General features: G+C 63.0%; 20 protein-coding genes. 10 read left to right on the forward strand and 10 right to left on the reverse strand.

Features of this window, described 5'->3' with window-relative positions; all coding sequences use genetic code 11:
* Nucleotides 1-176 precede the first annotated feature (176 nt).
* The 4 genes from ACWNZ3_RS11625 to ACWNZ3_RS11640 all read left to right on the forward strand — a co-directional run bounded on the left by ACWNZ3_RS11625 (nt 177) and on the right by ACWNZ3_RS11640 (nt 5,378).
* Complete coding sequence (locus ACWNZ3_RS11625; protein ID WP_269361620.1) at nt 177-1,889, forward strand: peptide ABC transporter substrate-binding protein; 1,713 nt, start codon at nt 177-179, stop codon at nt 1,887-1,889.
* A 120-nt stretch (nt 1,890-2,009) separates the two neighbouring features.
* On the forward strand, nt 2,010-3,047 hold the full coding sequence (locus tag ACWNZ3_RS11630; RefSeq protein ID WP_269361619.1) for an ABC transporter permease: 1,038 nt from the start codon (nt 2,010-2,012) through the stop codon (nt 3,045-3,047).
* Entirely contained in the window at nt 3,040-4,038 is a 999-nt protein-coding gene (locus tag ACWNZ3_RS11635) for an ABC transporter permease (RefSeq protein ID WP_114275570.1), read from the forward strand. Before ACWNZ3_RS11630 ends, ACWNZ3_RS11635 begins: the two co-directional genes overlap by 8 nt.
* 302 nt (nt 4,039-4,340) lie before the next feature.
* A complete protein-coding gene (locus ACWNZ3_RS11640) occupies nt 4,341-5,378 on the forward strand; it encodes a YeeE/YedE family protein (protein WP_496900034.1) in 1,038 nt (345 codons plus the stop codon).
* 19 nt (nt 5,379-5,397) lie between these two features.
* On the opposite strand, the gene ACWNZ3_RS11645 is transcribed toward ACWNZ3_RS11640, so the two are convergent.
* The 5 genes from ACWNZ3_RS11645 to ACWNZ3_RS11665 form a co-directional block, all read right to left on the reverse strand.
* The gene (locus tag ACWNZ3_RS11645; RefSeq protein WP_274575130.1) at nt 5,398-6,681 is read right to left on the reverse strand and encodes a DUF3422 family protein; all 1,284 of its coding nucleotides are present in this window, start codon (nt 6,679-6,681) and stop codon (nt 5,398-5,400) included.
* 155 nt (nt 6,682-6,836) lie between these two features.
* Nucleotides 6,837-7,217, reverse strand: coding sequence for a carboxymuconolactone decarboxylase family protein (locus tag ACWNZ3_RS11650; RefSeq protein WP_496900035.1), 381 nt, complete (start codon nt 7,215-7,217; stop codon nt 6,837-6,839).
* On the reverse strand, nt 7,214-7,588 hold the full coding sequence (locus ACWNZ3_RS11655; RefSeq protein WP_496900036.1) for a MerR family transcriptional regulator: 375 nt from the start codon (nt 7,586-7,588) through the stop codon (nt 7,214-7,216). Before ACWNZ3_RS11655 ends, ACWNZ3_RS11650 begins: the two co-directional genes overlap by 4 nt.
* Nucleotides 7,589-8,261: 673 nt before the next feature.
* A complete protein-coding gene (locus ACWNZ3_RS11660; RefSeq protein WP_269361614.1) occupies nt 8,262-9,704 on the reverse strand; it encodes an NAD(P)(+) transhydrogenase (Re/Si-specific) subunit beta in 1,443 nt (480 codons plus the stop codon).
* A 13-nt stretch (nt 9,705-9,717) separates the two neighbouring features.
* Nucleotides 9,718-11,292 carry a Re/Si-specific NAD(P)(+) transhydrogenase subunit alpha gene (locus ACWNZ3_RS11665; protein WP_496900037.1) on the reverse strand — a complete coding sequence of 525 codons (1,575 nt, stop codon included), beginning with the start codon at nt 11,290-11,292 and terminating at the stop codon, nt 9,718-9,720.
* 370 nt (nt 11,293-11,662) lie between these two features.
* Between ACWNZ3_RS11665 and ACWNZ3_RS11670 the strand changes: the two genes are divergently transcribed.
* Nucleotides 11,663-12,220: an REP-associated tyrosine transposase gene (locus tag ACWNZ3_RS11670; protein ID WP_496900038.1), complete on the forward strand. Its 558-nt coding sequence runs from the start codon at nt 11,663-11,665 to the stop codon at nt 12,218-12,220.
* Nucleotides 12,221-12,477: 257 nt separating this feature from the next.
* Here ACWNZ3_RS11670 and ACWNZ3_RS11675 read toward each other — a convergent pair whose 3' ends face one another.
* From ACWNZ3_RS11675 to ACWNZ3_RS11690, 4 genes are all read right to left on the reverse strand, one after another.
* Nucleotides 12,478-13,254, reverse strand: coding sequence for a gamma-glutamyl-gamma-aminobutyrate hydrolase family protein (locus ACWNZ3_RS11675; protein ID WP_496900039.1), 777 nt, complete (start codon nt 13,252-13,254; stop codon nt 12,478-12,480).
* A 66-nt stretch (nt 13,255-13,320) separates the two neighbouring features.
* Nucleotides 13,321-13,746, reverse strand: coding sequence for a GlcG/HbpS family heme-binding protein (locus tag ACWNZ3_RS11680; RefSeq protein ID WP_496900040.1), 426 nt, complete (start codon nt 13,744-13,746; stop codon nt 13,321-13,323).
* Between the two features lie 73 nt (nt 13,747-13,819).
* Nucleotides 13,820-15,952, reverse strand: coding sequence for a malate synthase G (locus ACWNZ3_RS11685; RefSeq protein WP_496900041.1), 2,133 nt, complete (start codon nt 15,950-15,952; stop codon nt 13,820-13,822).
* A 191-nt stretch (nt 15,953-16,143) separates the two neighbouring features.
* The gene (locus ACWNZ3_RS11690) at nt 16,144-16,365 is read right to left on the reverse strand and encodes a hypothetical protein (RefSeq protein ID WP_496900042.1); all 222 of its coding nucleotides are present in this window, start codon (nt 16,363-16,365) and stop codon (nt 16,144-16,146) included.
* 113 nt (nt 16,366-16,478) lie between these two features.
* Here ACWNZ3_RS11690 and pepN point away from each other — a divergent pair, with 113 nt between their 5' ends.
* Genes pepN through ACWNZ3_RS11705 form a run of 3 tightly spaced genes read left to right on the forward strand, consistent with a single transcriptional unit; the run spans nt 16,479 to nt 20,229 of the window.
* Nucleotides 16,479-19,034, forward strand: a complete 2,556-nt coding sequence (gene pepN / locus ACWNZ3_RS11695; RefSeq protein ID WP_496900043.1) for an aminopeptidase N — start codon at nt 16,479-16,481, stop codon at nt 19,032-19,034.
* Nucleotides 19,031-19,774: an SDR family oxidoreductase gene (locus ACWNZ3_RS11700; RefSeq protein WP_496900044.1), complete on the forward strand. Its 744-nt coding sequence runs from the start codon at nt 19,031-19,033 to the stop codon at nt 19,772-19,774. Before pepN ends, ACWNZ3_RS11700 begins: the two co-directional genes overlap by 4 nt.
* A 5-nt stretch (nt 19,775-19,779) precedes the next feature.
* Nucleotides 19,780-20,229: a hypothetical protein gene (locus ACWNZ3_RS11705; RefSeq protein WP_496900045.1), complete on the forward strand. Its 450-nt coding sequence runs from the start codon at nt 19,780-19,782 to the stop codon at nt 20,227-20,229.
* A 15-nt stretch (nt 20,230-20,244) separates the two neighbouring features.
* Here ACWNZ3_RS11705 and ACWNZ3_RS11710 read toward each other — a convergent pair whose 3' ends face one another.
* Nucleotides 20,245-21,060, reverse strand: a complete 816-nt coding sequence (locus ACWNZ3_RS11710; protein WP_269363644.1) for a transglycosylase SLT domain-containing protein — start codon at nt 21,058-21,060, stop codon at nt 20,245-20,247.
* A gap of 253 nt (nt 21,061-21,313) precedes the next feature.
* Between ACWNZ3_RS11710 and ACWNZ3_RS11715 the strand changes: the two genes are divergently transcribed.
* Both ACWNZ3_RS11715 and gatB read left to right on the forward strand, forming a co-directional pair.
* Nucleotides 21,314-22,606, forward strand: a complete 1,293-nt coding sequence (locus ACWNZ3_RS11715) for a hypothetical protein (protein ID WP_496900046.1) — start codon at nt 21,314-21,316, stop codon at nt 22,604-22,606.
* A gap of 83 nt (nt 22,607-22,689) precedes the next feature.
* The gene (gene gatB, locus ACWNZ3_RS11720; protein ID WP_496900047.1) at nt 22,690-24,201 is read left to right on the forward strand and encodes an Asp-tRNA(Asn)/Glu-tRNA(Gln) amidotransferase subunit GatB; all 1,512 of its coding nucleotides are present in this window, start codon (nt 22,690-22,692) and stop codon (nt 24,199-24,201) included.
* Nucleotides 24,202-24,267 lie beyond the last annotated feature (66 nt).

Here is a 24,267-nt window from a genome sequence, read left to right on the forward strand (position 1 = left end):
ACCTGTTTCGATACTGCGCATGCGCTCCGGGGGACGGACCCGCACTTCTTTGGTATTTATCCTAGTTTACGCAAGGTTAGAGACCATAGTTAATCCGGCCTTCGGGTGGCAAGACAAGACGGGCACAACCCCGTAGCAGAACGCGGCGCACCAATGCGTCCAACAAGGAGTATAAAATGAAACTGAGAACCATACTGATGGGTGCAATCGCCACAACGGCCTTTGCCCCCCTCGCGCTGGCCGATGGCGAGCGCGGCAGGGACGGCGAGGTCAAGATCATCTATTGGCAAGCCCCCTCCATCATGACCCCCTATCTGTCTGGCGGCACAAAGGATCTCGAAGCGGCCAGCCTGGTGATCGAACCGCTCGGCCGCTATGACGAAACCGGCGCGCTGGTGCCCTTCCTTGCGGAAGAGATCCCTACCGTCGAAAACGGCGGCGTCAGCGAAGACCTGAAATCCATCACCTGGAAGCTGAAAGAGGGCCTGCTGTGGTCCGACGGCACGCCGGTGACATCGGCAGACGTCAAATTCACTGCTGAATACTGCATGCACCCCGAAGGCGGCTGTGCACAGGGCGCGAAGTTCGATGGGGTTGAATCCATCGACATCATCGACGACCTGACGCTGACGGTGAATTTCTCCGAAGCCAAACCAAACCCCTATGGCCCCTTCATGGGCGCGCAATCGCCCATTATTCAGGCAGCGCAATTCGCCGAATGCCTTGGCCCCAAGGCCCCCGAATGTACCGAGGCCAACTTCAACCCCATCGGCACCGGCCCCTTCATGGTCACGGATTTCCGTCCCAACGACGTGATCCAGCTTGAAGCCAACCCGAACTACCGCGATCCAAGCAAGCCCGCCTTTGCGTCCGTGACGTTCAAGGGTGGCGGCGATGCCGTCGCGGCGGGCCGTGCCGTCATGGAGACAGGCGAATACGATTACGCCTGGAACATGCAGCTTGCCCCCGATGTGCTGGCCAAGATGGCCGAAGCAGGCAAGGGCAAGCCGATCTCGGCCTTCGGGACGCTGGTTGAGCGGATCGAGATGAACATGACCGATCCTTCCCCCGACCTGCCGGAGGGCGAACGTTCCACCGTGGCGCATCCGCACCCGATCCTGTCGGACTTCAAGGTGCGCAAGGCGCTCTCCATGGCCATCGACCGCGAACTGCTTGTCGAAGTGGGCTATGGTCAGGCCGGTCGCCCGACCTGCAATCTGGTGCCGGCACCGGCGCTCTATGCCTCTGACAACACAGAATGCCTGACGCAGGACATCGAAGGTGCCAAGGCATTGCTGGAAGAAGCGGGCTGGACCGACACCGACGGTGACGGCGTGCGCGACAAGGACGGCAAGAAACTGTCTCTGCTGTACCAGACATCGACCAACGCCGTCCGGCAGGACTTTCAGGCGCTGATCAAGGATTGGTGGAGCCAGATCGGCGTGGAAACCGAACTGCGCAACCTGGATGCATCCGTGTTCTTTGGCGGTGATCCCGGTTCGCCCGACACCTTCCAGAAGTTCTATGCGGACGTGGAAATGTACGCCAACAACTTCGACGGCACCGATCCGCAGGCCTATCTCTCGCAGTATCGTTGCGGCAACGAGCCCAAGCCAAGCAGCCAGTGGCAGGGTGAGAACATCAACCGCTTCTGCTCGGAAGAATACGACGCCCTGCTGGACGAATTGTCCCGCACCGGCGAGCTGGACAAGCGCGGCGAGATCGCCAAGCAGCTCAACAACATGTTAACCAAGGACACGATGACCATCGTGCCGCTGGTGGACCGTGGCCGTGTCTCTGCCGCGTCCAACACCCTGGGCGGTGTGATCCTGAATACCTGGGATTCCGAACTGTGGAACGCAGCGGACTGGTATCGCATCAAGGAATGATGTAACCGGCGGGGCGCGCAGCAATTGCGCGCCCCTTTCCGGTCGCTTTCCATCGCGGTTTGCGGCTCCTGGACCCGACCCGCATACCCTCCCTAAGACCGATAAGAAAAGGCGGCGCTTATGTTGACCTTCACCATCCGACGATTGTTGTTGTCGATCCCGACGCTTTTGCTGATCAGTCTTGTGATTTTCGGCCTGTTACAACTGGCCCCCGGCGACCCGATGGCCCAGGTCCCCCTGACCGTGCCCCCGGAAGTGAAACAGAAGATGCGCGAGGCACTTGGCCTGGGCCAGGCCTGGTACGTGCAATACTACAAGTGGCTGGTGCAGTTCTTCTGGATCGAACCCAAGGTCCTTGTCGACTATCTGACCAACTCAAGCACCCTGCTGGGCTGGCTGCCCGACACCTCGCTCTATAATGGCGAGCTGCGGGTGATTTCCTGGCAGACCCGCAGTCCGGTCATGGACATCGTGGCCCAGCGGATGCCGCAGACCCTCTGGGTTGTCGGCCTGAGCTATATCGTGGGGATCGTGATCGCCATTCCCATCGGCATCTATTCTGCCTACCGGCATTATTCGGTGTTCGATCAGGCGGGGACCTTCATCACCATGATCGGCTTTTCCATTCCGCCGTTTTTCACCGGCCCCCTGCTGATCGTGATCTTCTCGGTCTATCTGGGCTGGCTGCCCTCGATCTATGACACCACCCATGTCGTCAACGACTGGGCCAGCTTCAAGGTGCAGTTCTTTCAGATGATCATGCCGGTGATGGTGCTGGCCCTGCAAACCACCGCACAGATCAGCCGCTATATGCGCGGTGCCATGCTGGACAACCTCAATCAGGATTACGTGCGCACGGCCCGTGCCAAGGGCCTGAAGGAAGGCGTTGTCGTGATGGTCCATGTGCTGCGCAACTCGATGATCCCGGTCGTCACCGTCATCGCCCTGGGCATGCCCGCCATCTTTGGCGGCGCGATCATCACCGAGAATGTGTTCAAGGTGAACGGCATCGGCCAGCTGCTGCTGACGGCGCTTTTTGCCAACGATCTGCCGATGGTGATGACCCTGACCTTCATCTTTGCGATCCTGATCGTGCTGTTCAACCTCATCGCAGACGTGCTTTACGGTCTGCTCGACCCGAGGATCCGCTATGACTGAGCAAGCGACACCTGCCAGCCCGCTGGAGGCCGATATCGAAACCATCGGCGCACTGATGGACAAGGGGCCGTCCAAGCCGCCCCGCAGCCAATGGCGCGATGTCTGGGACCAGTTCCGCAAACACAAGGGCGCTGTCTTTGGCGGCGGGTTCCTGTTGCTGATCACCTTCGCCGTGGTTTTCGGCCCCTATATCTGGGATGTGGACCCCAAGGCGCTGGACATTCGCAACAAGAACTGGCGTCCCGTCTATACCCTGCTCTGGGATGGCGGGGCCAATGCAGGCTGGGCGCATCCCTTTGGCACCGATCAGCTGGGCCGGGATATCCTGGCGCAGATGATTTCCGGCGGGCGGGTGTCGATGGCCGTGGGCTGGCTCGCCATGGGGCTCGCGCTGGTGATCGGCACCGCTGTCGGGGTGATCGCAGGCTATTTCAAATGGCTCGACTTCTGGCTGATGCGCTTTACCGATCTGGTCCTGTCGCTGCCGATCCTGCCGCTGGTGCTGCTGGCCGTGACCCTGTTCCGCCAGCCGCTGAACTCACGCTTCGGGCCGGAGGGCGGCATGTTCATCCTCATCGTCTCGGTGATCGGGCTGACCTCCTGGATGCAGACCGCAAGGATCGTGCGCGGCGATATCCTGGCGCTGAAAGAGCGTGAATTCATCCTTGCCGCGCGGTCCATCGGGACCACCAGCGGCAAGATCATCCGCCGCCACCTGCTGCCCAATGTGATCTCGCCCATCATGGTCTCGGCCACGCTGGGCCTGGCCACCGCGATCATCACCGAAAGCGCGCTCAGCTTTCTTGGCGTCGGTTTCCCGTCAGACTATCCCACCTGGGGCAAGCTGCTGGCCGATGCGGTGCCGCGGATGCAGGATTTCCCCGAAAGAGTGCTGCTGCCGGGGATCGCCATCTCGCTGACCGTGCTTGGCGTGAACTATCTCGGCGACGGGTTGCGCGATGCGCTCGACCCCCGCATCCGGGGCAGATAGCCCCAAAAAAGGACCATGACACCGCCCCGGCCCCAGGTCGGGGCCGGTCCGACCTTTCGGCGCGCCATCAGCTGAAAGACGTCCCGATTTCCCGAAGATTTCCGGAAATCTGTTCCCTTTGGCGCCGCCATGTCCTCCGCCGCAGTGCTTGATCCCTGCCCCGGACCCCGCCAAATGGGAAATAATTCTGCTTTTGCGGCTCTTCGCGGATTTCCTGCCAGAACTGGCAGCCAAATCACCTTGAAAGCAAGACAGGATATCTGATGACCGGCGCGATACCGGCACCTTGGGGAATTTTGGCCATGTTTGAATCATTCGGCTTCGAGAGCCTCACCGCGCCGCAGGCGGTTGTCTATTTTGCCCTGGCCATCGGGCTTGTCTTCGGCCTGCTGGCGCAGATCACCAAATTCTGTTTCCGTCGTTCCCTTGTCGGCGAGGACAGCCGCGCCGCCGCCGGTGTCTGGTTCACCGCGCTTGCCGTGGCGGTGCTGGGCACCCAGGGCGCGGTTGCCCTGGGCTGGATCAGCTTTGCCGACCACCGTTTCATGGTGTCCGAAGTGCCCGTGCTTGCCATTGCGGTGGGCGGGCTGCTGTTCGGCGCGGGCATGGTGCTGACCCGTGGCTGCATCTCGCGGCTGACGGTGCTGACCGGCACCGGCAACCTGCGGGCAGCCGTCGTCCTGCTTTGCTTTGCCGTGGTGGCGCATATGACCCTGAAGGGGGTGCTGGCCCCGCTCCGCGTCGCTCTGGGCCAGGTCACCCTGAACATGGGAGAATCCGTCAGCCTTGCCACCCTGCCCGGTGGGGCGCCGCTCTGGGCGGGGCTGATCGCTGCCGCCGCACTGGCCATCGGCCTGCGGTCGGGCAACCGCCCGCTGCACCTGGTACTGGCCGTGCTGATCGGCCTGCTGGTGCCGCTGGCCTGGGTCGGCACCGGTTTCATCCTTTACGACGATTTCGACCCGATCGCGATGGAAAGCCTGTCCTTCACCTCCCCCTCTGCCGAAACCCTGTTCTGGAGCATCGCCAGCACCTCGATCCCGGCCGGATTTGGCGTGGGATTGCTGGGCGGCGTTGTCGCCGGTGCCCTGCTGGCCAGCCTGATCTTTGGCGGCTTTGCCTGGCAAAGCTTCGAGACGCCGCGCCAGACCGGGCGCTATTTGCTGGGGGCGGTGCTGATGGGCATCGGGGGCGTGCTGGCGGGCGGCTGTACCCTTGGCGCGGGGCTCTCCGGTGTGCCGACACTCTCTGTCGCCGCCGTGCTGGCCATCGTGATGATCGGCATCGGCGCCAGGGCGACCCATGCCCTGCTCAGCGATGCGGCGGTCCGGCACGCCTGAACCGGGCGCGGTCCCGCAGTCAGTCCAGGTGCTTGCGCAGCCTGCTGATCAGCAACCACACCACCGCCACCACCGGCAGGGTCACAGCGGCGGTCAGCAGCCCCTTGCTGAGGCCTGTCGCCTCGGCCACCGGGTACAGCAGGTATCCCGCCAGAGACACCGCGTAATAGCTGATCGCCACCACCGACAGCCCCTCGACCGTGCGCTGCAGGCGCAGCTGAAGGTCGGCGCGCCGGTCCATGCTGGCCAGGATCGCCTGATTCTGCGCAGACCGTTCCACATCCACCCGCGTGCGCAGCAGCTCCGAGGCGCGGATCGACCGGGCCGACATGATGCCCAGTCGCCGCTCTGCCGATTGCACGGTGCGCATTGCCGGTTCGTACCGGCGCATCATGAATTCGGCAAAGCCCTGCTGCCCCATGAACCGCGTCTCGCGCAGCACCTCGATGCGTTGGTCCACAATCGCCTGATAGGCCCCCGTCGCCCCGAAGCGGAAGGCAGATTGCGCCGCCAATGTCTCCAGTTCCACCGAAATGTCCAGGAGCGCATGCAGCGTGTCTTCTGCCCGCGCTGCCGGCCCGCGCATCTCTGCCATCAGGTCGGTCAGCTTGGTATCCAGCCTGTTCAGCTGGGGGCCAACCTCGCGCACCATGGAAAAGCCCAGCATCGAGGCCGCCTTGTAAAGTTCGATCTCGCAAAGCCGCTGCACAATGCGCCCGATCCGGCCGCTGCCGGTGGTGGCGTCGGGAAAGACGGCGATCCGCAGATGGCCGGATGAATCGATGCGGAAATCGCTGGCCACCACCGCCGCCCCGTCCAGCACCGAAGCCACGGCAAGGCTTTCCGGCACGAACCAGTCGCGCAGATGGGCCGATATGGTCTCGTCCTCCTGTGGCCGCTCCATCACCCGCAACAGGGCCGAGGTAATCCGCCCGCCGGGCGCCTCATCAAGCCAGTAGTCGGGAAAGACATCGAATTGCGACGGGTCGAAGGGCCGCGCGCTCAGGTCATTGCGGATCACCATATAGGTGACCAACTCGGTGTGCTGTTCCCACTTGAGCCAGTATTTCCCCATCTCGCCGGAGTAATGGGTCGCATTGGGATCCGGGCGGGGCGCGCCATAGTGATCCAGCAGGGCCGCAAGATGTGCAAAATCTGCAGACCTGTCGCGCGAAGCCGCATCCAGGGGTTGCTTGATCGCCAAAAAGGCGACCGTCGCCGGGGCCTTGAGCGAGGGAAACGGCCGCGCGTGCAATTCGCCCGAGAGCGCGTAGCGTTGGGGATAGTCCTTGATCGGGGCCATGGCGGGTCCGTCCAGCAATTGCATTTCGACGAAACATAGGGGAATTTTCCGGTTTTAACAGAGAAAACTGATTTTATTCAACATGTTGTCAGTACACCAATGTATACTGACCCGCCATCCGGGACCGGGAAATCACCGGCGTCCGCCCCGAAGCTTCAGCTTTTTGCCGCCTCGAAAACCTCCAGCGCCGCATTCAGCCCGTTGATCGCCGCAGGCATCCCCGCATAGACCGACATCTGCCAGATCGCCTCCACGATCTCGCGCCTGTCCGCCCCGGCGGCGAGGGTATGTTCGATGTTGACCTTCAGCTGCGGGCCGGTCCAGCCGCCCATCGACACCAGTGCGGCCACCGTGCACAATTGCCGGGTCCGGTTGTCCAGCCCGCCGCGCGTGTAATGCTGGCCATAGGCCCAGTCGATCAGGCTTTCGGCCATGCCGGGGACAAGGTGATCGTATTTGCCCGCCAAGGCCTCTTCCAGACCGGGGTTCATGTCGGCCACATGGGCCCGGCCGCGTTCCAAAGTTGCATCGGTCATATCTGTGGTGTCTCCGTTTCAGCCTCAAGTGTTTCATAAAGCGCGACCTTGTGGTCCATCAGCGCCATGGTCTGCTGCATCAGTTGCAGTTTCTCCCGGATCACCTCGCGGTGCGCCTCCAGCATCTCGCGGCGCGCGCACAAGGTGCTGTCGCCCTGCTGGTGCAGCTTGGCATAACGGATGCGGTCGGCCTGCTTCATGCCGGTGGCATTAAGCTGTTCGAGAAAACCGACCCAGCCCAAGACGTCCTTGCCATAGACCCGCCTACCCGCGTCGTTGCGCATCGGCGGTGCGATCAGGCCGATCTTTTCGTAGAACCGCAGCGTGTCGATGCTGAGCCCGGTGCGGTCGGATACTTCGCCGATCATCATGTCCTTGCTCCTATTTCCAGGTCACGAATCGACTTTACAAGCTGGAGTGCGCTCCAGCTCAAGCGGTTTTTCCGCGGAGCTGTTCCGTTTCGCGCTCCGGACCGGTGTTTTCGGAAACCCTGGCCGTTTTCTTCTCAGAAAACGGATCAAGGCAATGATGCCGGGCGTCGAAATCACCCCGATCGATTGAGCAGGGTGCCAGTTGCCTGCACCGGAGTTTTCAAAAACTCCGGGCCGTTTTCTTCGAAGAAAACGTACCCCGGCAGCGCCTGCAGCAACGACACCCCATCATCTTGAGCGATATACCATGCGCCTGCACCGGAGTTTTCAAAAACTCCGAACCGTTTTCTTCGAAGAAAACGTACCCCGGCAGCACCCGCGGCAACGCCACCCTATCATCTTGAGCGATATACCATGCGCCTGCACCGGAGTTTTCAAAAACTCCGAACCGTTTTCTTCGAAGAAAACGCACCCCGGCAGCACCCGCAGCAACACCACCTCATCATCTTGAGCGATATACCATCCGTCTGAACCGGAGTTTTCAAAAACTCCGAACCGTTTTCTTCGAAGAAAACGTACCCCCAACAAAAAACACCCCGCTCTCTCGAACGGGGTGTCTTCAACAGGCGCCGGAGGTTTCGAAACCTTCGGACCGGGTTTTTCGGAAAATCGCCTAGTCGATCAGCGGCAGCAGCTTGTCCAGGCTGGCCTTTGCATCGCCATAGAACATCCGCGTGTTTTCCTTGAAGAACAGCGGGTTCTCGATCCCGGAATAGCCCGTGCCCTGCCCCCGCTTGGAGACAAAGACCGTCTTGGCCTTCCAGCATTCCAGCACGGGCATGCCGGCAATCGGGCTGTTGGGATCGTCCTGAGCGGCAGGGTTCACGATGTCGTTGGACCCGATCACGATGGCCACATCCGTATCCGGAAAGTCCTCGTTGATCTCGTCCATCTCCATCACGATGTCATAGGGCACCTTGGCCTCTGCCAGCAGCACGTTCATATGCCCCGGCAGACGCCCCGCAACGGGGTGAATGGCGAAACGCACGTTCTTGCCCTGGGCGCGCAGCTTCTTGACCAGCTCGCTGACCGCCTGCTGGGCCTGTGCCACCGCCATGCCGTAGCCCGGAATGATGATGACACTGTCCGCCTCGTTCAGCGCCGCGGCAACGCCGTCGGCCTCGATGGCGATCTGTTCGCCCTCGACTGCCATCTGCTCGCCCGCCGGACCGCCAAAGCCGCCCAGGATCACGCTGACAAAACTGCGGTTCATCGCCTTGCACATGATGTAGGACAGGATCGCACCCGAAGAACCGACCAGCGCGCCGACCACGATCAGCAGGTCGTTGCCAAGGCTGAAGCCGATCGCCGCCGCCGCCCAGCCGGAATAGCTGTTCAGCATCGAGACCACCACGGGCATGTCCGCGCCGCCGATGCCCATGATCAGGTGATAGCCGATGAACAGCGCGCAAAGCGTCATGACAAACAGCGGCAGGAAGCCACCGGTGCCGAAGTACCAGATCAGGCAGATCAGCGAGAGACCGGCCGCACCGGCGTTCAGGATATGTCCGCCGGGCAGTTTCGCCGCCGATGAATTCACCCGCCCCGCCAGTTTGCCATAGGCAATGACGGACCCGGTAAAGGTGACCGCCCCGATGAAGATGCCCAGGAACAGTTCGACCCGAAGGATGTTGATCTCCACGGCCGTCTTCTTGGCGATCAGCGCGGCAAAGGTGCCGAACTGCGCGACATCATAATTGGGGTTCAGCAGCGTTTCCTGCACATTGGCGATCTCGAAATGGGCGTTGAAGCCGACGAAAACCGCCGCCAGACCCACCAGGCTGTGCATCGCCGCGACCAGTTCGGGCATCTGCGTCATCTGCACCCGCGTCGCCAGCTGATAGCCGATGGCCCCGCCTGCAATCACCAGGATCACCGACAGGATCCACAGCCCCGAACCGGGCCCGATCAGCGTGGCCAGCACCGCCAGCCCCATGCCGACAATGCCGTACCAGACCGCGCGTTTCGCACTCTCCTGCCCCGAAAGCCCCCCGAGCGAGAGGATGAACAGGACAGCCGCGACAACATAGGCCGCTGTTGTAAAACCAAATTCCATTGCTCTGGCTCCTTTAAGATTTCTGGAACATGGCGAGCATGCGCCGTGTCACGAGGAAGCCACCAAAGATGTTGATGCCACACATGAAGACCGACAGCGCGGCGAGGATCACCACGATGGCCGAGCCTGACCCAAGCTGCATCAGCGCACCGAGGATGATGATCGACGAGATCGCATTGGTCACGGCCATCAGCGGCGTGTGCAGGCTGTGCGCCACGCCCCAGATCACCTGGAAGCCGACAAAGACCGCCAGCACGAAGACGATGAAGTGCTGCATGAAGCTGGCAGGTGCCACCAGGCCGACTGCCAGCAGCAACGCACCGCCGATGGCCAGCAGGGTCACCTGATTGCGGGTCTGCGCCTTGAAGGCCGCAACTTCCTGCGCCGCCTTCTCCTCGCGGGTCAGCTCCTTTGGTTTTTCCTTCTTCGGCGCCGCCGCAATCGCCGCCACCTTGGGCGGTGGCGGTGGGAAGGTCACGGATTTGGCATGGGCAATCGTGGCGCCCCTTATCACGTCATCTTCCATGTTGTGATTGATCACGCCGTCTTTTTCCGGCGTCAGATCGGTCATCAGATGGCGGATGTTGGTCGCATAAAGCGTCGAGGCCTGGGTCGCCATCCGGCTGGGGAAGTCGGTGTAGCCGATGATGGTGACGCCATTGTCGGTGACGATCTTCTGGTCCGGCACGGTCAGCTTGCAGTTGCCGCCCTTTTCCGCCGCAAGGTCCACGATCACAGATCCCGGTTTCATGGATTTGACCATGTCCTCGGTCCACAGTTCCGGCGCTTCGCGGTTGGGGATCAGCGCGGTGGTGATCACGATGTCCACATCGGGGGCCAGTTCACGGAACTTGGCCAGCTGCGCCTCGCGGAATTCCGGAGAGGAAACAGAGGCATAGCCGCCCGAAGCGGATCCATCCTGCTGCTCTTCCTCGAAATCGAGATAGACGAATTCGGCGCCCATGCTCTCGACCTGTTCGGCCACTTCGGGGCGCACGTCAAAGGCATAGGTGATCGCACCCAGCGAGGTGGAGGTGCCGATCGCGGCAAGACCGGCCACACCGGCCCCGACGACCAGAACCTTGGCGGGGGGCACCTTGCCTGCCGCCGTGATCTGACCGGTAAAGAAACGGCCAAAGTTGTTGCCTGCCTCGATCACCGCGCGGTAGCCCGCGATATTGGCCATCGAGGACAGCGCATCCATCTTCTGCGCGCGGCTGATGCGCGGGATCATCTCCATCGCGACGACGGTGGCACCCTTCTCTGCGGCTAGGTTCATCCTGGCTTCATCGGCCACCGGGCTGAAGAAGGAGATCAGCGTCTGCCCGTCCCGCAGTCTTTTCATTTCTGCGTCTGACGGCACCCGCACCTTGGCGACCACATCAGCGGCCTTCCACAGGGCGGCGGCGGTCTTGACCACCTCGACCCCGGCCTCCTTGTAGGCGGCATCGGCAAATCCCGCGGCCAGGCCTGCACCGGTTTCGATCACGCAGTCATGACCCAGCTTTTGCAGCTGCAAAGCGGAATCAGGCGTCATCGCAACGCGGTTTTCTCCTTCGAATATTTCTTTCGGCGTACCGATCTTCACACTTCTTCCCCCATTCTGGACACCAGACACACGAACGTTGAGCCCGCACTGCCTGCACTTACCCTGCGCCCCCTTGATCCACAAGCAAAACACCATGTGAAAGGTGATCTTGGGACCGGGACGAGCCGCCGGAACGCCTCTTTTTCAGGCCTTGGCGCGGATTCGAATTTGAAACTTTATTTCACACAGATAAAGCGAAACGCAACAATGAAACTCCATGCCACGGCAGAAAATTCCGCAGCGCAGCGTAGGGGCCTCCCCGCCGCATACCGCCGCGCGCCGGAAACCGCAGGCTTCCTGCCCGCCCGGCGGGTTCTGCCCCGGCCTCCGGCTTAACCCCGCCTTAACCAAAATGCGCCTAGCCTGCCGCATGCCCGCCTGCCTTCACAGACGCCGCCCCGGTGGCACATATTTCTTCACAATCCGTCTGGCGGACCGCAACGATGATGCCCTGGTCCGCCGCATCGCCGAGTTGCGCCGCGCCATGCGCCACAGGCTGAAACACCATGCTTTCCGGATCGACGCAATTACCGTGCTGCCATCGGTCATCCACACGATCTGGACCCTGCCTGCAGACAGCGCCGGTTACCCCAACCGCATCGGGATGTTGAAAGCGCGCTTTTCCCGGGCCCTGCCGATGCCGCCGCATCGCACACCCGCGCAGATCGCGCGCGGGGAAAAAGGGATCTGGCAACGCCGTTTCTGGGAACACGAAATCCGCGACAGCGCCGATTTCAACCGGCACCGGGATCTGATCTATCTTGCCCCGGTACAGGCAGGCCTGGCCGCGCAGCCGCAGGACTGGCCCCATTGCTCATTGCACCGCGACCTCAGACGCGGCATGCCCGCATTCGCGCAGATCGGTCAGACTGCTGCGCGGATGCAATTCCCGCCTCCCGAACAGGAACCGCTTATCCTTACGCAATAGTGCCGGTTGTCAGGTGAAACCGGCGTCGCGTCACCGCGCTGACCCGGATCAATCGAGCGGAGCGCAAAACGGATAGTCGCGCAGATCGCTGCGAACGGCAGGAACCGGCCCCTCCTGGGCCTCAAAAACGAAGCGCAAGCCGGCCCGGCGCCTGCGGCTTGTTCCGGGCTTTGGCTCCATTGATCGACGGCAGCAATACCCGCTCACCTGCCCTCGATGCGGATCGCGTCAAAGCAACGCGGCAGGCGCCACATCGCTCAGACCGCCTTCAGCGCCGGTGCCACTTCACCCGCAGCCCAGCTGCGCGCCGCATCGCCGAAGGCCTGGAACAATTTGCGCGACACCGGGTCCTGACTGGCGTTCCATTCCGGATGCCACTGGACCGACAGGGTAAACCCGCAGGCCCCCTTGACATAGATCGCCTCGGGCGTGCCGTCATCGGCGAAACCGTCCATCATGATCCGGGCACCGGGGGTCTTGATCCCCTGCCCGTGCAGCGTGTTGGTGCGGACCTTCTGCGACCCGATCAGGTTGTGAAAGACACCCCCCTCGGAAAAGGTCACGTCATGGCGCAGCTCGAACTTCTCCTCGATGGTGCCATCGGGCGGCATCCGGTGGTTCATCCGGCCCGGCAGATCGCGGATTTCGGGGTAAAGCGTGCCCCCCATTGCCACGTTCACTTCCTGAAACCCCCGGCAAACGCCGAAAAACGGCTGCCCGCGCTCCACACAGGCGCGGATCAGCGGCAGGACAATCGCGTCCCGCGCGCGGTCGAAGGCGCCATGCGCCTCGGTTGCCGCCTCGCCATATTCCTCGGGGTGAACATTGGGCCGCCCGCCGGTGAACAGAAAGCCGTCACAGACCTCCATCAACTCGCTGACCGACAGATGCCTGGGGTCGGCGGGAATGATGAAAGGCACGCAGTCGGAAACGCCAGACACCGCCTCGGTGTTCATCTGTCCGCCTGCATGCACCTCGTACTGGTCATTGATCAGGTGCGAATTTCCGATAATGCCAACGACAGGACGCGCCATGGGTCACCTTCTATTGCTGCAATTGCATAAACATAGGCCAAGCCCGCCGCCCGCTCAAGCACCGCGTCAGATTTCGCCCTGCAACCGGGCGGCGGCAATGCCCGCCATCGCGCATTCTGCATCTTTTTCAGACGTATCGCCGGTCACGCCGACCGCGCCGATCACCGCCCCCTTGCGGTCGCGCAGCAGCACGCCGCCCGGCACCGGAATCACCTGACCGCCGTAAACCCCGTTCACCGCCGCCATGAAATAGGCCTGATCCTCCGCGCGTTTCATCTGCTCCGTCCCCGCCATGCCCAGCATCACCGCGCCATAGGCCTTGCCATGGGCAATGGCAAAGCGCCCCGCGGCCGCCCCGTCCTCGCGTTCAAAGGCCTGCACATGGCCGCCTGCATCCAGCACCACGACAGAGAGCGGTTTCAGCTCCATCTCGCGGCCCTTCTCCAGCGCCTTGCGTATGATCGTGCGTGCTTTTCTCAATGAAACAGCCACCTGCTTCTCCTCTTTTTGGCAAAAAATATTCCCGGGGTGTGGGGCAGCGCCCCACGCAGCTTTCACCCCGCGCTCAGCCCGCCGCCTTCAGCTCCAGCCGCCGCGCATGCAGCACCGGCTCGGTATAGCCCGAAGGCTGTTCGCGCCCCTTCAGCACCAGATCGCAGGCTGCCTGAAAGGCAATGCCGTCATAACCGGGCGCCATCGGGCGATAGGCCGGATCACCGGCATTCTGACCATCCACCACCCTGGCCATCTTCTTCAACCCCTCCATGACCTGATCCGCGTCGATCACCCCGTGATGCAGCCAGTTCGCCAGCGCCTGGGCGGAAATGCGACAGGTGGCGCGGTCTTCCATCAGGCCGACATCATTGATGTCCGGCACCTTGGAGCAGCCAACCCCCTGATCGACCCAGCGCACCACATAGCCCAGAATGCCCTGGGCATTGTTCTCGATCTCGCGGGTGATTTCGGCCGCGCTCAGGTTGCGCCCCTCCAGCACCGGGATCTCCAGCAGATCGGCCAGCGTGCCGCGCGGCCCGCCTGCCCGGATCTCGTCCTGCCGCGCGATCACATCGACCTGGTGATAATGCATCGCATGCAGGGTGGCCGCGGTCGGCGAGGGCACCCAGGCGCAGGAGGCCCCTGCCATCGGGTGACCCACCTTTGCCGCGATCATATCGGCCATCATGTCCGGCATCGCCCACATGCCCTTGCCGATCTGCGCCCGCCCCTGCAACCCGCAGGCCAGGCCGATATCCACATTGCGGTCCTCATAGGTGCCGATCCAGGTGGCGTTCTTCATGTCGCCCTTGGGCACCATCGGTCCGGCCTCCATCGAGGTATGGATCTCGTCGCCGGTGCGGTCCAGGAAACCGGTGTTGATGAAAGCCACCCGATGTTTCGCCGCGCGGATACATTCCCTGAGGTTGGCACTGGTGCGGCGTTCCTCGTCCATGATGCCCAGTTTCACGGTATGGGCCGGCAGGCCAAGCAGGCCTTCCACCATTGTGAAAATCTCGTCGGTAAAGGCAACTTCGGCAGGCCCGTGCATCTTGGGCTTGACCACATAGACCGACCCCTGCACCGAATTTCCGCCCGCGCGCTTCAGGTCGTGCATTGCGATCAGCGTGGTGATCATGGCATCCATCAGCCCCTCACCCACTTCGCTGCCCGCGCGGTCCAGCACCGCAGGGTTGGTCATCAGGTGGCCGACATTGCGCACCAGCATCAGCGCGCGGCCTTTCAGCGTCACCGCCCCGCCATCCGGCGCGGTATAGCGCCGGTCCGGGTGCATCACCCGTGTCATCGGCTTGCCGTTCTTCTCGAAAGTCTCCGACAGATCGCCCTTCATCAGCCCCAGCCAGTTGCGATAGGCCACCACCTTGTCCTCGGCATCCACCGCGGCCACGCTGTCCTCGCAATCCATGATGGTGGAGACCGCGCTTTCCAGCAGGACATCGGCCACATGGGCCGGGTCGGTCCTGCCGATGGGATGGTCCGCATCGACCGTGATTTCCACATGCAGCCCGTTGTTGCGCAGCAGGATCGCCGAGGGTGCCGCCGCATCCCCGCGATAGCCCGCGAATTGCGCAGGATCGGCAAGTGCGGGCACCAATGCGCCATCTTCCACGGCATAGCCGGTCACATCGGCATGCGAACCGCCCGCAAGCGGTGCCGCCTGATCCAGAAACGCCTTGGCCCGCGCCACCACCCGCGCACCGCGCGCCGCGTCATACCCACCCGCCGGGGGCAGATCGCCCAGCGCATCGGTGCCATAGAAGGCATCATAAAGGCTGCCCCAGCGCGCATTGCAGGCATTCAGCGCAAACCGCGCATTTGTGATCGGCACCACCAGCTGCGGGCCCGGCACCGTTGCGATCTCGGGGTCTACATTGGCGGTTTCGATGGTGAAATCAGGGCCTTCGGGCACCAGATAGCCGATATCTTTCAGAAAGCTGCGGTAGCTTTCGGCATCATGTTGCCTGCCCCGGTGGGCGATGTGCCAATCGTCGATCTGCTGCTGCAACGTCTCGCGCTCGGCCAGCAGGGCGCGGTTCCTGTCGCCCATCTCGTGCACCAGCTGCGAAAACCCCTGCCAGAAGGCATCCGGCGTCACGCCACTGCCCGGCAGGGCTTCATCCTCGATGAAAGCGACAAGGGCGGATTCCACCTGCAAATCGTGTTTGTTGATCCTGTCTGACATTGCTTGCGCTCCCTTCGCCCGGAAATTTCCAAAGGTGTACGGCGATTGGTTCCGAGCGACAAGTTTCTTGGTAAAGTAATCTTACCAAAATTCGCGCAATCCTTGCGGTACTGGCCTCCACCCCTGGGATGGAGGGCAAAATGGCGGCATCGGAAACGGGTGCCGCCACGCTGATCCTTCCGGGCGCGGCCCTAGTCGGAGCCGCCTGCCACCGGGGCCACGGCGTCATCGGTGCTGTTCACCGTGCTGCCCGTTTCAATCGCGGGCAGCTGATCATCGCCACCGCCCATCACGGCCAGGAAAAAGACGATCAGGACCATCAGCACACCAAAGACCATGGCCCCCTTGATCCCCAGCAATGCGGGCTTGTGACGTTGTTCCTGCTTGTCGATGTTTGTTTCGGGTGCAGACATCAGGGTGTCCTCCGTGTTGTTTGACTTTCGTTCCATTCGCCCCGTTGCAGGGCAGGTCTCATGGTCATAACGTGCAGCCCAACCGAACCGTTCCGGCAAAAAGAGGTACTTCCATGCGCGACGCGGCCCCCAAGACGATCTATCTGTCCGACTACACACCTTTTGGTTTTGTGGTCGACAGTGTTGCGCTGGACTTTGATCTTGATCCGCACAAGACCCGCGTCAAAAGCAGGATCGCCTTCCGCCCCAACCCCGATGCGACCGACAGGCGGTTCTTTCTGCACGGCGAAAACCTGTCGCTGATCTCTGCCCGCATCGACGGCAGGGAAGTCACCCCGGATCTGTCAGAGGACGGGCTGACCTGCGATACCCCCGACGGCCCGTTCCTGTGGGAATCGGAGGTCGAGATCGACCCCGCGAACAACACCGCGCTGGAGGGGCTTTACATGTCGAACGGCATGTATTGCACCCAATGCGAGGCCGAGGGTTTTCGCAAGATCACCTTTTATCCCGACCGCCCGGATGTGATGAGCGTCTTTACCGTCACCATCAACGGCCCCCACCCGGTGCTGCTGAGCAATGGCAACCCGGTCAGCACCGCGCAGCACAGCGCCGAATGGCACGATCCCTGGCCCAAGCCCGCGTATCTCTTTGCTCTGGTTGCCGGTGATCTCGTGGCGCATTCCGATCATTTCACCACCATGACCGGCCGCGAGTTGGCGCTGAACCTTTACGTGCGCCCCGGCGACGAGGGCAAATGCGCCTTCGGGATGCAGGCGCTGAAGGCCTCGATGAAATGGGACGAAGAGGTCTATGGCCGCGCATACGACCTTGAGCTGTTCAACATCGTCGCGGTGGATGATTTCAACATGGGCGCGATGGAGAACAAGGGGCTGAACATCTTCAACTCCTCCGCCGTGCTGGCCAGCCCCGAAACCTCCACCGACATGAATTTCGAGCGGATCGAGGCGATCATCGCCCATGAATATTTCCACAACTGGACCGGCAACCGGATCACCTGCCGCGACTGGTTCCAGCTCTGCCTCAAGGAGGGGCTGACGGTGTTCCGCGACAGTCAGTTCACCTCTGACATGCGTTCCGCCCCGGTGAAACGCATTCACGATGTGATCGACCTGCGCGCGCGCCAGTTCCCCGAGGATCAGGGCCCGCTTGCCCATCCGGTGCGGCCCGAAAGCTTTCAGGAAATCAACAACTTCTACACCGCCACCGTCTATGAAAAAGGCGCCGAGGTCATCCGCATGCTCAAAACCCTGGTCGGTGATGAGGCCTATGCCAGGGCGCTGGACCTCTATTTTGAACGCCATGACGGTCAGGCCTGCACGATCGAGGATTGGCTGAAGGTCTTTGAGGATACCACCGGCCGGAACCTCGCGCAGTTCAAGCGCTGGTATTCTCAGGCCGGCACCCCGCGCCTGTCTGTCACCGAAGACTGGGACGGCAGCACCCTCACACTGACCTTCCGGCAGGATACCAAGCCCAGCGCGGCCTCCCCCGATCCGAAACCGCAGGTCATCCCCATCGCCACCGGTCTGATCGGCCCGGACGGGAGCGAAGTGGGCGAAACCCGCATCCTTGAAATGTCCGAAGCCACGCAGAGCTTCAGCTTCGACGGGCTGGCGGCGCGCCCGGTCCCCTCGATCCTGCGCGGCTTTTCCGCGCCGGTGATGCTGGAACATGATCTCAGCGATGCCGACCGCGCCCATCTGCTGAGCCATGACACGGATCCCTTCAACCGCTGGGAAGCCGCGCGGATGCTGGCCCGCAAGGCGCTGATGCCGATGATCCACGACGGGGCGGATGCCGATCCCGCCTATCTGGCGGCCATCACCACGGTGCTCAGCGACACCGCGCTCGACCCCGCCTATCGCGCGCTGATGCTGGGCCTGCCCACGCAATCCGAACTGGCCGCGCTGATCCACGGCGAGGGCGGCACCCCGATGCCCGAGAACATCCATGCCGGTGTCGAGCGGATGCGCGATGCAATGGCCGATGCCCTGGGCGATGCCGCTCAGCAGATCCACGCCGCCAACCTTGTCACCGCCCCCTATGATCCCGGTGCCGAACAGGCCGGCAAACGCAGCCTTGCCAATGCCATGCTCTCCCTGATCACCCGCCGCGACGGGGGCCGGGCCGCACAGGCGCAATATGATGCGGCGGACAATATGACCAACCAGCTGGCAGCCCTCGCCGCCCTGCTGCACATCGGCAAGGGGGAAAAGGCGCTTGCCGCCTTCGAGGCGCAATGGAAGGACGACCGTCTGGTGATGGACAAATGGTTCGGCCTGCAGGTGCAGCAGGCAGAGCCCCGGGACGCCGCCGATGTCGCGGAGGACCTGACCCGCCACCCGGATTTCAACTGGCAGAACCCGAACCGCTTCCGCGCGGTCTTTGGCGCGCTGGCCATGCATCACGCCGGGTTCCACCACGCCTCGGGCAAGGCCTATCGGCTGCTGGCCGACTGGCTGATCCGGCTGGACCCGAAGAATCCGCAGACCACCGCGCGCATGTGCTCCGCCTTCCAGACCTGGAAACGCTATGACACGGACCGGCAAAGCCTCATCGCCACCGAGCTGGACCGGATGCTGGCCACGCCAGACCTCAGCCGCGACACGACCGAGATGCTGACCCGCATCCGGGGCGCGACATGACCCGGCCGGTCTGCCTGATCACCGGGGCCTCCACCGGGATCGGCGCGGCCTGCGCGCGGCTGGCGGCAACACGGGGCTATGACCTGGTGCTGAATTACCGGTCTGACCATGACAGCGCCCATATGGTTGCCAGCGATGTGGCAAAGTCAGGCGCGCATGCCCTGCTCTGCCCCGCTGATGTGGCCGACCCCGATGCCATCGAAGACATGTTCGCCCAGATCGACGCAGAGTTCGGCCAGCTTGACGCACTGATCAACAATGCAGGCATCGTCGACCACCCCTCGCCGGTGACCGCCCTGACCCATGACCGCCTGCGGCGGATGTTCGACATCAACGTGATCGGCGCGATCCTGATCGCCGGCGCTGCCGTCAGACGGATGCAGGCACAGGGCGACGGCGGCGCCATCGTCAATATCTCTTCGGCGGCGGCCCGGCTGGGCTCTGCCCATGAATTCGTGGATTATGCCGCCTCCAAGGCCGCCATCGACACCTTTACCAAGGGCCTGTCGGACGAGGTCGCAGCCGAGGGCATCCGCGTCATGTCGCTGCGCCCCGGGCTGATCGAAACCGGCATTCACGCCAAGGGCGGCAGCCCCGACCGGGCCACGCGCCTGTCGGGCAATGTGCCCATGCGCCGCGCGGGCACGGCAGAGGAAATCGCCCAGGCCGCCCTGTGGCTGCTGTCGGACGAGGCAAGCTATGTCACCGGCTCCACCCTTGATGTGTCGGGCGGCAGATAGGCCCCGTGACCGAGGTCCTGACCGACCCCGTCTTCAGCTACCGCCGCGCGGGCCGCAGCCTGCGCGGCATGGCAATCCTGGCCCTGGTCTGGGCCGCGCTGCTCTGCCTGCTGATCGTCTTTGAGGCCGCACCGATGGTGGTGGCGGTCCTCGCCGTCTTTACCCTGCCGACACTCTGGGACCTGATCCGCAATCCGCTGGCGGGCATCGATTTGAACGCAACCCATCTGCGCTGGTTCACCGGCCCGCGCGACGCGCTGATTGCCCTGGCCGAAGTTGACCACATCCGGCTGGACACACGGCTCGACTTTTCCGTGCGCGCCAGCATCGTCCTGCCGAATGGCCGCAAGATCAGGATGCCCTTTGAAGCCACCCCGCCCCATCAGGCATTCGAAGAGGCGCTGACCGCACAGGGTGTCACCGTGAAACGGTTCCACTTCCAGCTTTTGCAATAATTTCCGGCCGGCGGCTCAGGGGCGTGCGCGGGGCCGGGTCGCGTTGATCGGCTTGCAATAGGCCTGCTGCCGCAGCCAGCCCGCCATCTCGCGCCGCTTGGCGGCAGAGCGCATCGGCCCCCAATCGGCACCGACACCCTTGTTGCCGCGCGGGCCGGATATCACCCCGTCACGCGGCACGGTATGGGCCATGATCCGCACGGCACAGCTGAGATTTGCCGCACCACTTTTCAGCGCCGCGCCATCCCCTACGTTACATTTGTACCCCCGTGCGGTGCCCGGCAGGATCTGCAACAGCCCGTACCAGCGCCCGCCGCCGCCCACGGCCCAGGGTTTGTAGGTGCTTTCGTGCTTGGCCAGGGCCGACAGAAACCCCACCCAGAAGGCCCGCCGCCTGCGGTCGTCCGCCTTTGGGTAGGCCGGGCACCAGGTTTCGATGTCGCCCGGCACCATGTCCACCAGCGGCTTGCCATGCGCCTTGAGTGCGGCAAGCGCGGTTCGGGTCCACAGCGCATTGCCCGCCATATGCTGCCAGCGGGTGCGCGGCAGGTTCGGCGCGCGTGCCTTCGGGCGGATGAGCGGCGGACCCGGCACAACCAGAACGGGCGCACCGGGAAGCGCAGCCTCTTCCGGCAGTTCAAGCGGAGCAGCCTGCGCCCGGGCCGGAAGCTGCGGGACAGCAGATGCCTCCACCGGTTCCAGCGCCATGCCATCAACCTGTGATTGTTCAACGGGAATCGCGCGCGGCTGGGTCCGGAGCGGCGAACGCGCCTCGGCCCAGAGCGGCTCTGACATCATGACGAGCCCGATGGTCAACCCGATAAATTTCATGACGCGCACTATGTGCCGCCACTTTCAAGCTGGCAAGTAGACCGCAGACAAGCAGCGATAAAACGCAACAATGACCGCCTTTCGGTCTGATCGGTGTGAGGCCCGGAACAATCGTTAAAGTTTGAGACGCTGATGTGGAAAATGCACCCTATGGATGTATTATTTCCCTGATATCTTCGCACGTCAGCCATGTTTCAGCCCGATTGCAAAGGCAAGCTCACTGCAATCGAGAAATCTGCCGGATACTCCCAGAATGAAAACGCTGCGCTCCCTTCTGACCAAACACATCCGCCCGCTGGAAAACCGGCTGCGTCAGCGCCCGGAACCGGAGCCGGTCTTGCCGCTGCGAACCACCATTCTGCGCCGCCGCCCGCGTGCCGCCGCTGGCACGCCCACCGCCATGCTGAGCATTGCCTGCCCCGATCCCACGGCAGAGGAAAAGATTCGCGACCATTACCTCAACATCGGCCAGCGCATGGTCCGGCAGGAGGACTGGGACGCGCTTTCGGAACTGATCTATCAATCCGACGAGAAACGCGAGCTGACACCGGGCTTCATGCCGGTGGCCGAACTGCTGGCCTATGGCGCGCGCGCCGATGTGATCATGGCGGCGGAACATGCGCTGCTCGACGGGAAACCGGCCAAGGGTGCGCCGCTGCTGGCCGGGATCGAGGCGTTGGAACATGTCCTGGCCGAACGCCCCCGCGACCATATCGTCGGCGCAATTGTTGCCCAGGCGCATATGGACATCGGCTGGGCCTGGCGCGGCACCGGCTGGGATGCGGAAATTCCCGAACGCAACCGCGACGCCTTTGCCGCGCATTTTGACCGGGCCCGGGATATCGTGGCCGCCTACCCGGGCAAGGACTACGACTCGCCCCTGCTGGCGGCGACAAATTGCGCCCTGCTGGCCAATGCCTCGCAGAACGAACACCGCATTGCCAACCACTATGAAGCGCTGATCGACCTGAACCCGGCCAACCCCCGATCCATGCGGGCGCTCGGCAACCACATGCTGCCGCGCTGGTTCGGCTCCTACTCCGGGCTGGAGCTGGAAGCGCGCCGCACGGCGTCACGGACCGAAAAGATCTGGGGTGCGGGTGGCTATACCTGGGTCCAGTTCGATGCCATCGCCTGCGATGACCAGGCCTGCGCCAACCTCGATGTGGGTTTCTTCATCGAAGGGCTGCACGACATCCTCAAGCGCCGGCCCAATGCCTATACCGCCAACCTGCTGGCCGCCTATTGCGCCAATTCCGTGGGTCAGGCCTTTTCTGGCAACGATCATGCCGACCAGAACCGCATCCAGATCGCGGAATGTGCCCATGACATCGTGCGTGACCACCTGACAGAGCTGCACCCGATGATCTGGGCCCATGCGGCGCAGGGTTTCGACAACAACCTGCGGGTCCGCTCGCCCGCCCGCTTTGCCGCCTCTGGCCGCGAAGACGCGATGCGCATCATCACCTCCCTGTTCAGCCGCGAGATCGCCCAGGGCCACCGTATCGTCTTTACCGACACCGGCCCGCAGACCATCCCCGCCTGAAACGGCCCGCAGCAGGCCCTTGCGACACATCGCGCGCTATCCTATGACCCGGATAACCCGTTTATCCCAGACCAAGGTGCGCCATGCTTGACCTGACCTATGAAACCCCGAAACCCAAACGCATCGCGGGGGCCAAGGAGGATTGGGAACTGGTCATCGGGATGGAAGTGCACGCCCAGGTCTCCTCCAACGCCAAGCTGTTCTCGGGCGCCTCCACCCTCTTCGGGTCTGAACCCAATTCCAACGTCGCCTTCGTGGATGCCGCCATGCCCGGCATGCTGCCCGTGATCAACGAATATTGCATCGAACAGGCGGTCCGCACCGGGTTGGGCCTGAAGGCGCAGATCAACCTGAAATCGGCCTTCGACCGCAAGAACTATTTCTACCCCGACCAGCCGGCCGGCTACCAGATCAGCCAGCTTTACGAACCCATCGTCGGCGAAGGCGAAGTGCTGGTGGAAATGGGCGACGGCACCGCGCGGCTGGTCCGCGTCGAACGCATCCACATGGAACAGGACGCGGGCAAATCCATCCACGACATGGACCCCGACAGCTCCTTTGTCGACCTGAACCGCGCCGGCGTCTGCCTGATGGAGATCGTCTCCCGCCCCGACATCCGCGGCCCGGAAGAGGCCGCCGCCTATATCCTGAAACTGCGCCAGATCATGCGCTACCTCGGCACCTGCGACGGCGACATGCAGAACGGCAACCTGCGCGCCGACGTCAACGTCTCGGTCTGCCGCCCAGGCGATTACGAACGCTACCGCGAGACCGGCGATTTTGCCCATCTCGGCACAAGGTGCGAGATCAAGAACATGAACTCCACCCGCTTCATCCAGCAGGCGATCGAAGTCGAGGCGCGGCGCCAGATCGCCATCCTCGAAGCGGGCGGCACCGTCGATCAGGAAACCCGCGGCTTCGATCCCGTCAAGGGCGAGACCCGCACCCAGCGCTCCAAGGAAGAAGCGCATGATTACCGCTATTTCCCCGACCCCGACCTGCTGCCGCTGGAGATCGAACAGGGCTGGGTCGATGACATCGCCGCCCGCCTGCCCGAACTGCCCGACGCCAAGAAGGCGCGGTTTATCAATGACTTCGGCCTCAGCGATTATGACGCCTCCGTGCTGACCGCCGATCTCGACTCGGCGGGCTATTTCGAGGCGACGGCACAGGGCCGCGACGGCAAGATGGCCGCGAACTGGGTCATCAACGAACTCTTCGGACGGCTCAAGAAAGACGACAGCGACATCACCGACAGCCCGGTCAGCCCCGGCCAGCTTGGCGCCATCGTCGATCTCATCGCCTCCGACGCGATCAGCGGCAAGATCGCCAAGGATGTCTTCGAAATCTGCTACACCACCGGCCGCGACCCCGCCGAGATTGTCGAGACCGAAGGCATGAAACAGGTCACCGACACCGGCGCCATCGAGGCCGCGGTGGACGAGATCATAGCCGCCAACCCCGACCAGGTCGCCAAGGCGCGCGAGAATCCCAAGCTGGCAGGCTGGTTCGTGGGCCAGGTGATGAAGGCGACCGGCGGCAAGGCGAACCCCAAGGCGGTCAACCAGATCGTGGCGGCCAAGCTCGGCGCGTAGCGCCCGCTTGGACGACACGATCAGCGCGAGGCAGGGCATCTGAAAGATGCCCGTTCGCGCCCCTTG

Source organism: Sulfitobacter sp. IGS-18 (assembly GCF_059628195.1).

Coding starts and splice junctions, on each gene's coding strand:
- ACWNZ3_RS11670 (WP_496900038.1), top strand. CDS start 11,663: ATGCCCGCCTGCCTTCACAGACGCCGCCCCGGTGGCACATATTTCTTC.
- ACWNZ3_RS11700 (WP_496900044.1), top strand. CDS start 19,031: ATGACCCGGCCGGTCTGCCTGATCACCGGGGCCTCCACCGGGATCGGC.
- ACWNZ3_RS11710 (WP_269363644.1), bottom strand. CDS start 21,060: ATGAAATTTATCGGGTTGACCATCGGGCTCGTCATGATGTCAGAGCCG.
- ACWNZ3_RS11675 (WP_496900039.1), bottom strand. CDS start 13,254: ATGGCGCGTCCTGTCGTTGGCATTATCGGAAATTCGCACCTGATCAAT.
- ACWNZ3_RS11715 (WP_496900046.1), top strand. CDS start 21,314: ATGAAAACGCTGCGCTCCCTTCTGACCAAACACATCCGCCCGCTGGAA.
- ACWNZ3_RS11640 (WP_496900034.1), top strand. CDS start 4,341: ATGTTTGAATCATTCGGCTTCGAGAGCCTCACCGCGCCGCAGGCGGTT.
- ACWNZ3_RS11650 (WP_496900035.1), bottom strand. CDS start 7,217: ATGACCGATGCAACTTTGGAACGCGGCCGGGCCCATGTGGCCGACATG.
- ACWNZ3_RS11630 (WP_269361619.1), top strand. CDS start 2,010: ATGTTGACCTTCACCATCCGACGATTGTTGTTGTCGATCCCGACGCTT.
- pepN (WP_496900043.1), top strand. CDS start 16,479: ATGCGCGACGCGGCCCCCAAGACGATCTATCTGTCCGACTACACACCT.
- ACWNZ3_RS11690 (WP_496900042.1), bottom strand. CDS start 16,365: ATGTCTGCACCCGAAACAAACATCGACAAGCAGGAACAACGTCACAAG.
- ACWNZ3_RS11660 (WP_269361614.1), bottom strand. CDS start 9,704: ATGGAATTTGGTTTTACAACAGCGGCCTATGTTGTCGCGGCTGTCCTG.
- ACWNZ3_RS11685 (WP_496900041.1), bottom strand. CDS start 15,952: ATGTCAGACAGGATCAACAAACACGATTTGCAGGTGGAATCCGCCCTT.
- ACWNZ3_RS11635 (WP_114275570.1), top strand. CDS start 3,040: ATGACTGAGCAAGCGACACCTGCCAGCCCGCTGGAGGCCGATATCGAA.
- ACWNZ3_RS11625 (WP_269361620.1), top strand. CDS start 177: ATGAAACTGAGAACCATACTGATGGGTGCAATCGCCACAACGGCCTTT.
- gatB (WP_496900047.1), top strand. CDS start 22,690: ATGCTTGACCTGACCTATGAAACCCCGAAACCCAAACGCATCGCGGGG.
- ACWNZ3_RS11645 (WP_274575130.1), bottom strand. CDS start 6,681: ATGGCCCCGATCAAGGACTATCCCCAACGCTACGCGCTCTCGGGCGAA.
- ACWNZ3_RS11655 (WP_496900036.1), bottom strand. CDS start 7,588: ATGATGATCGGCGAAGTATCCGACCGCACCGGGCTCAGCATCGACACG.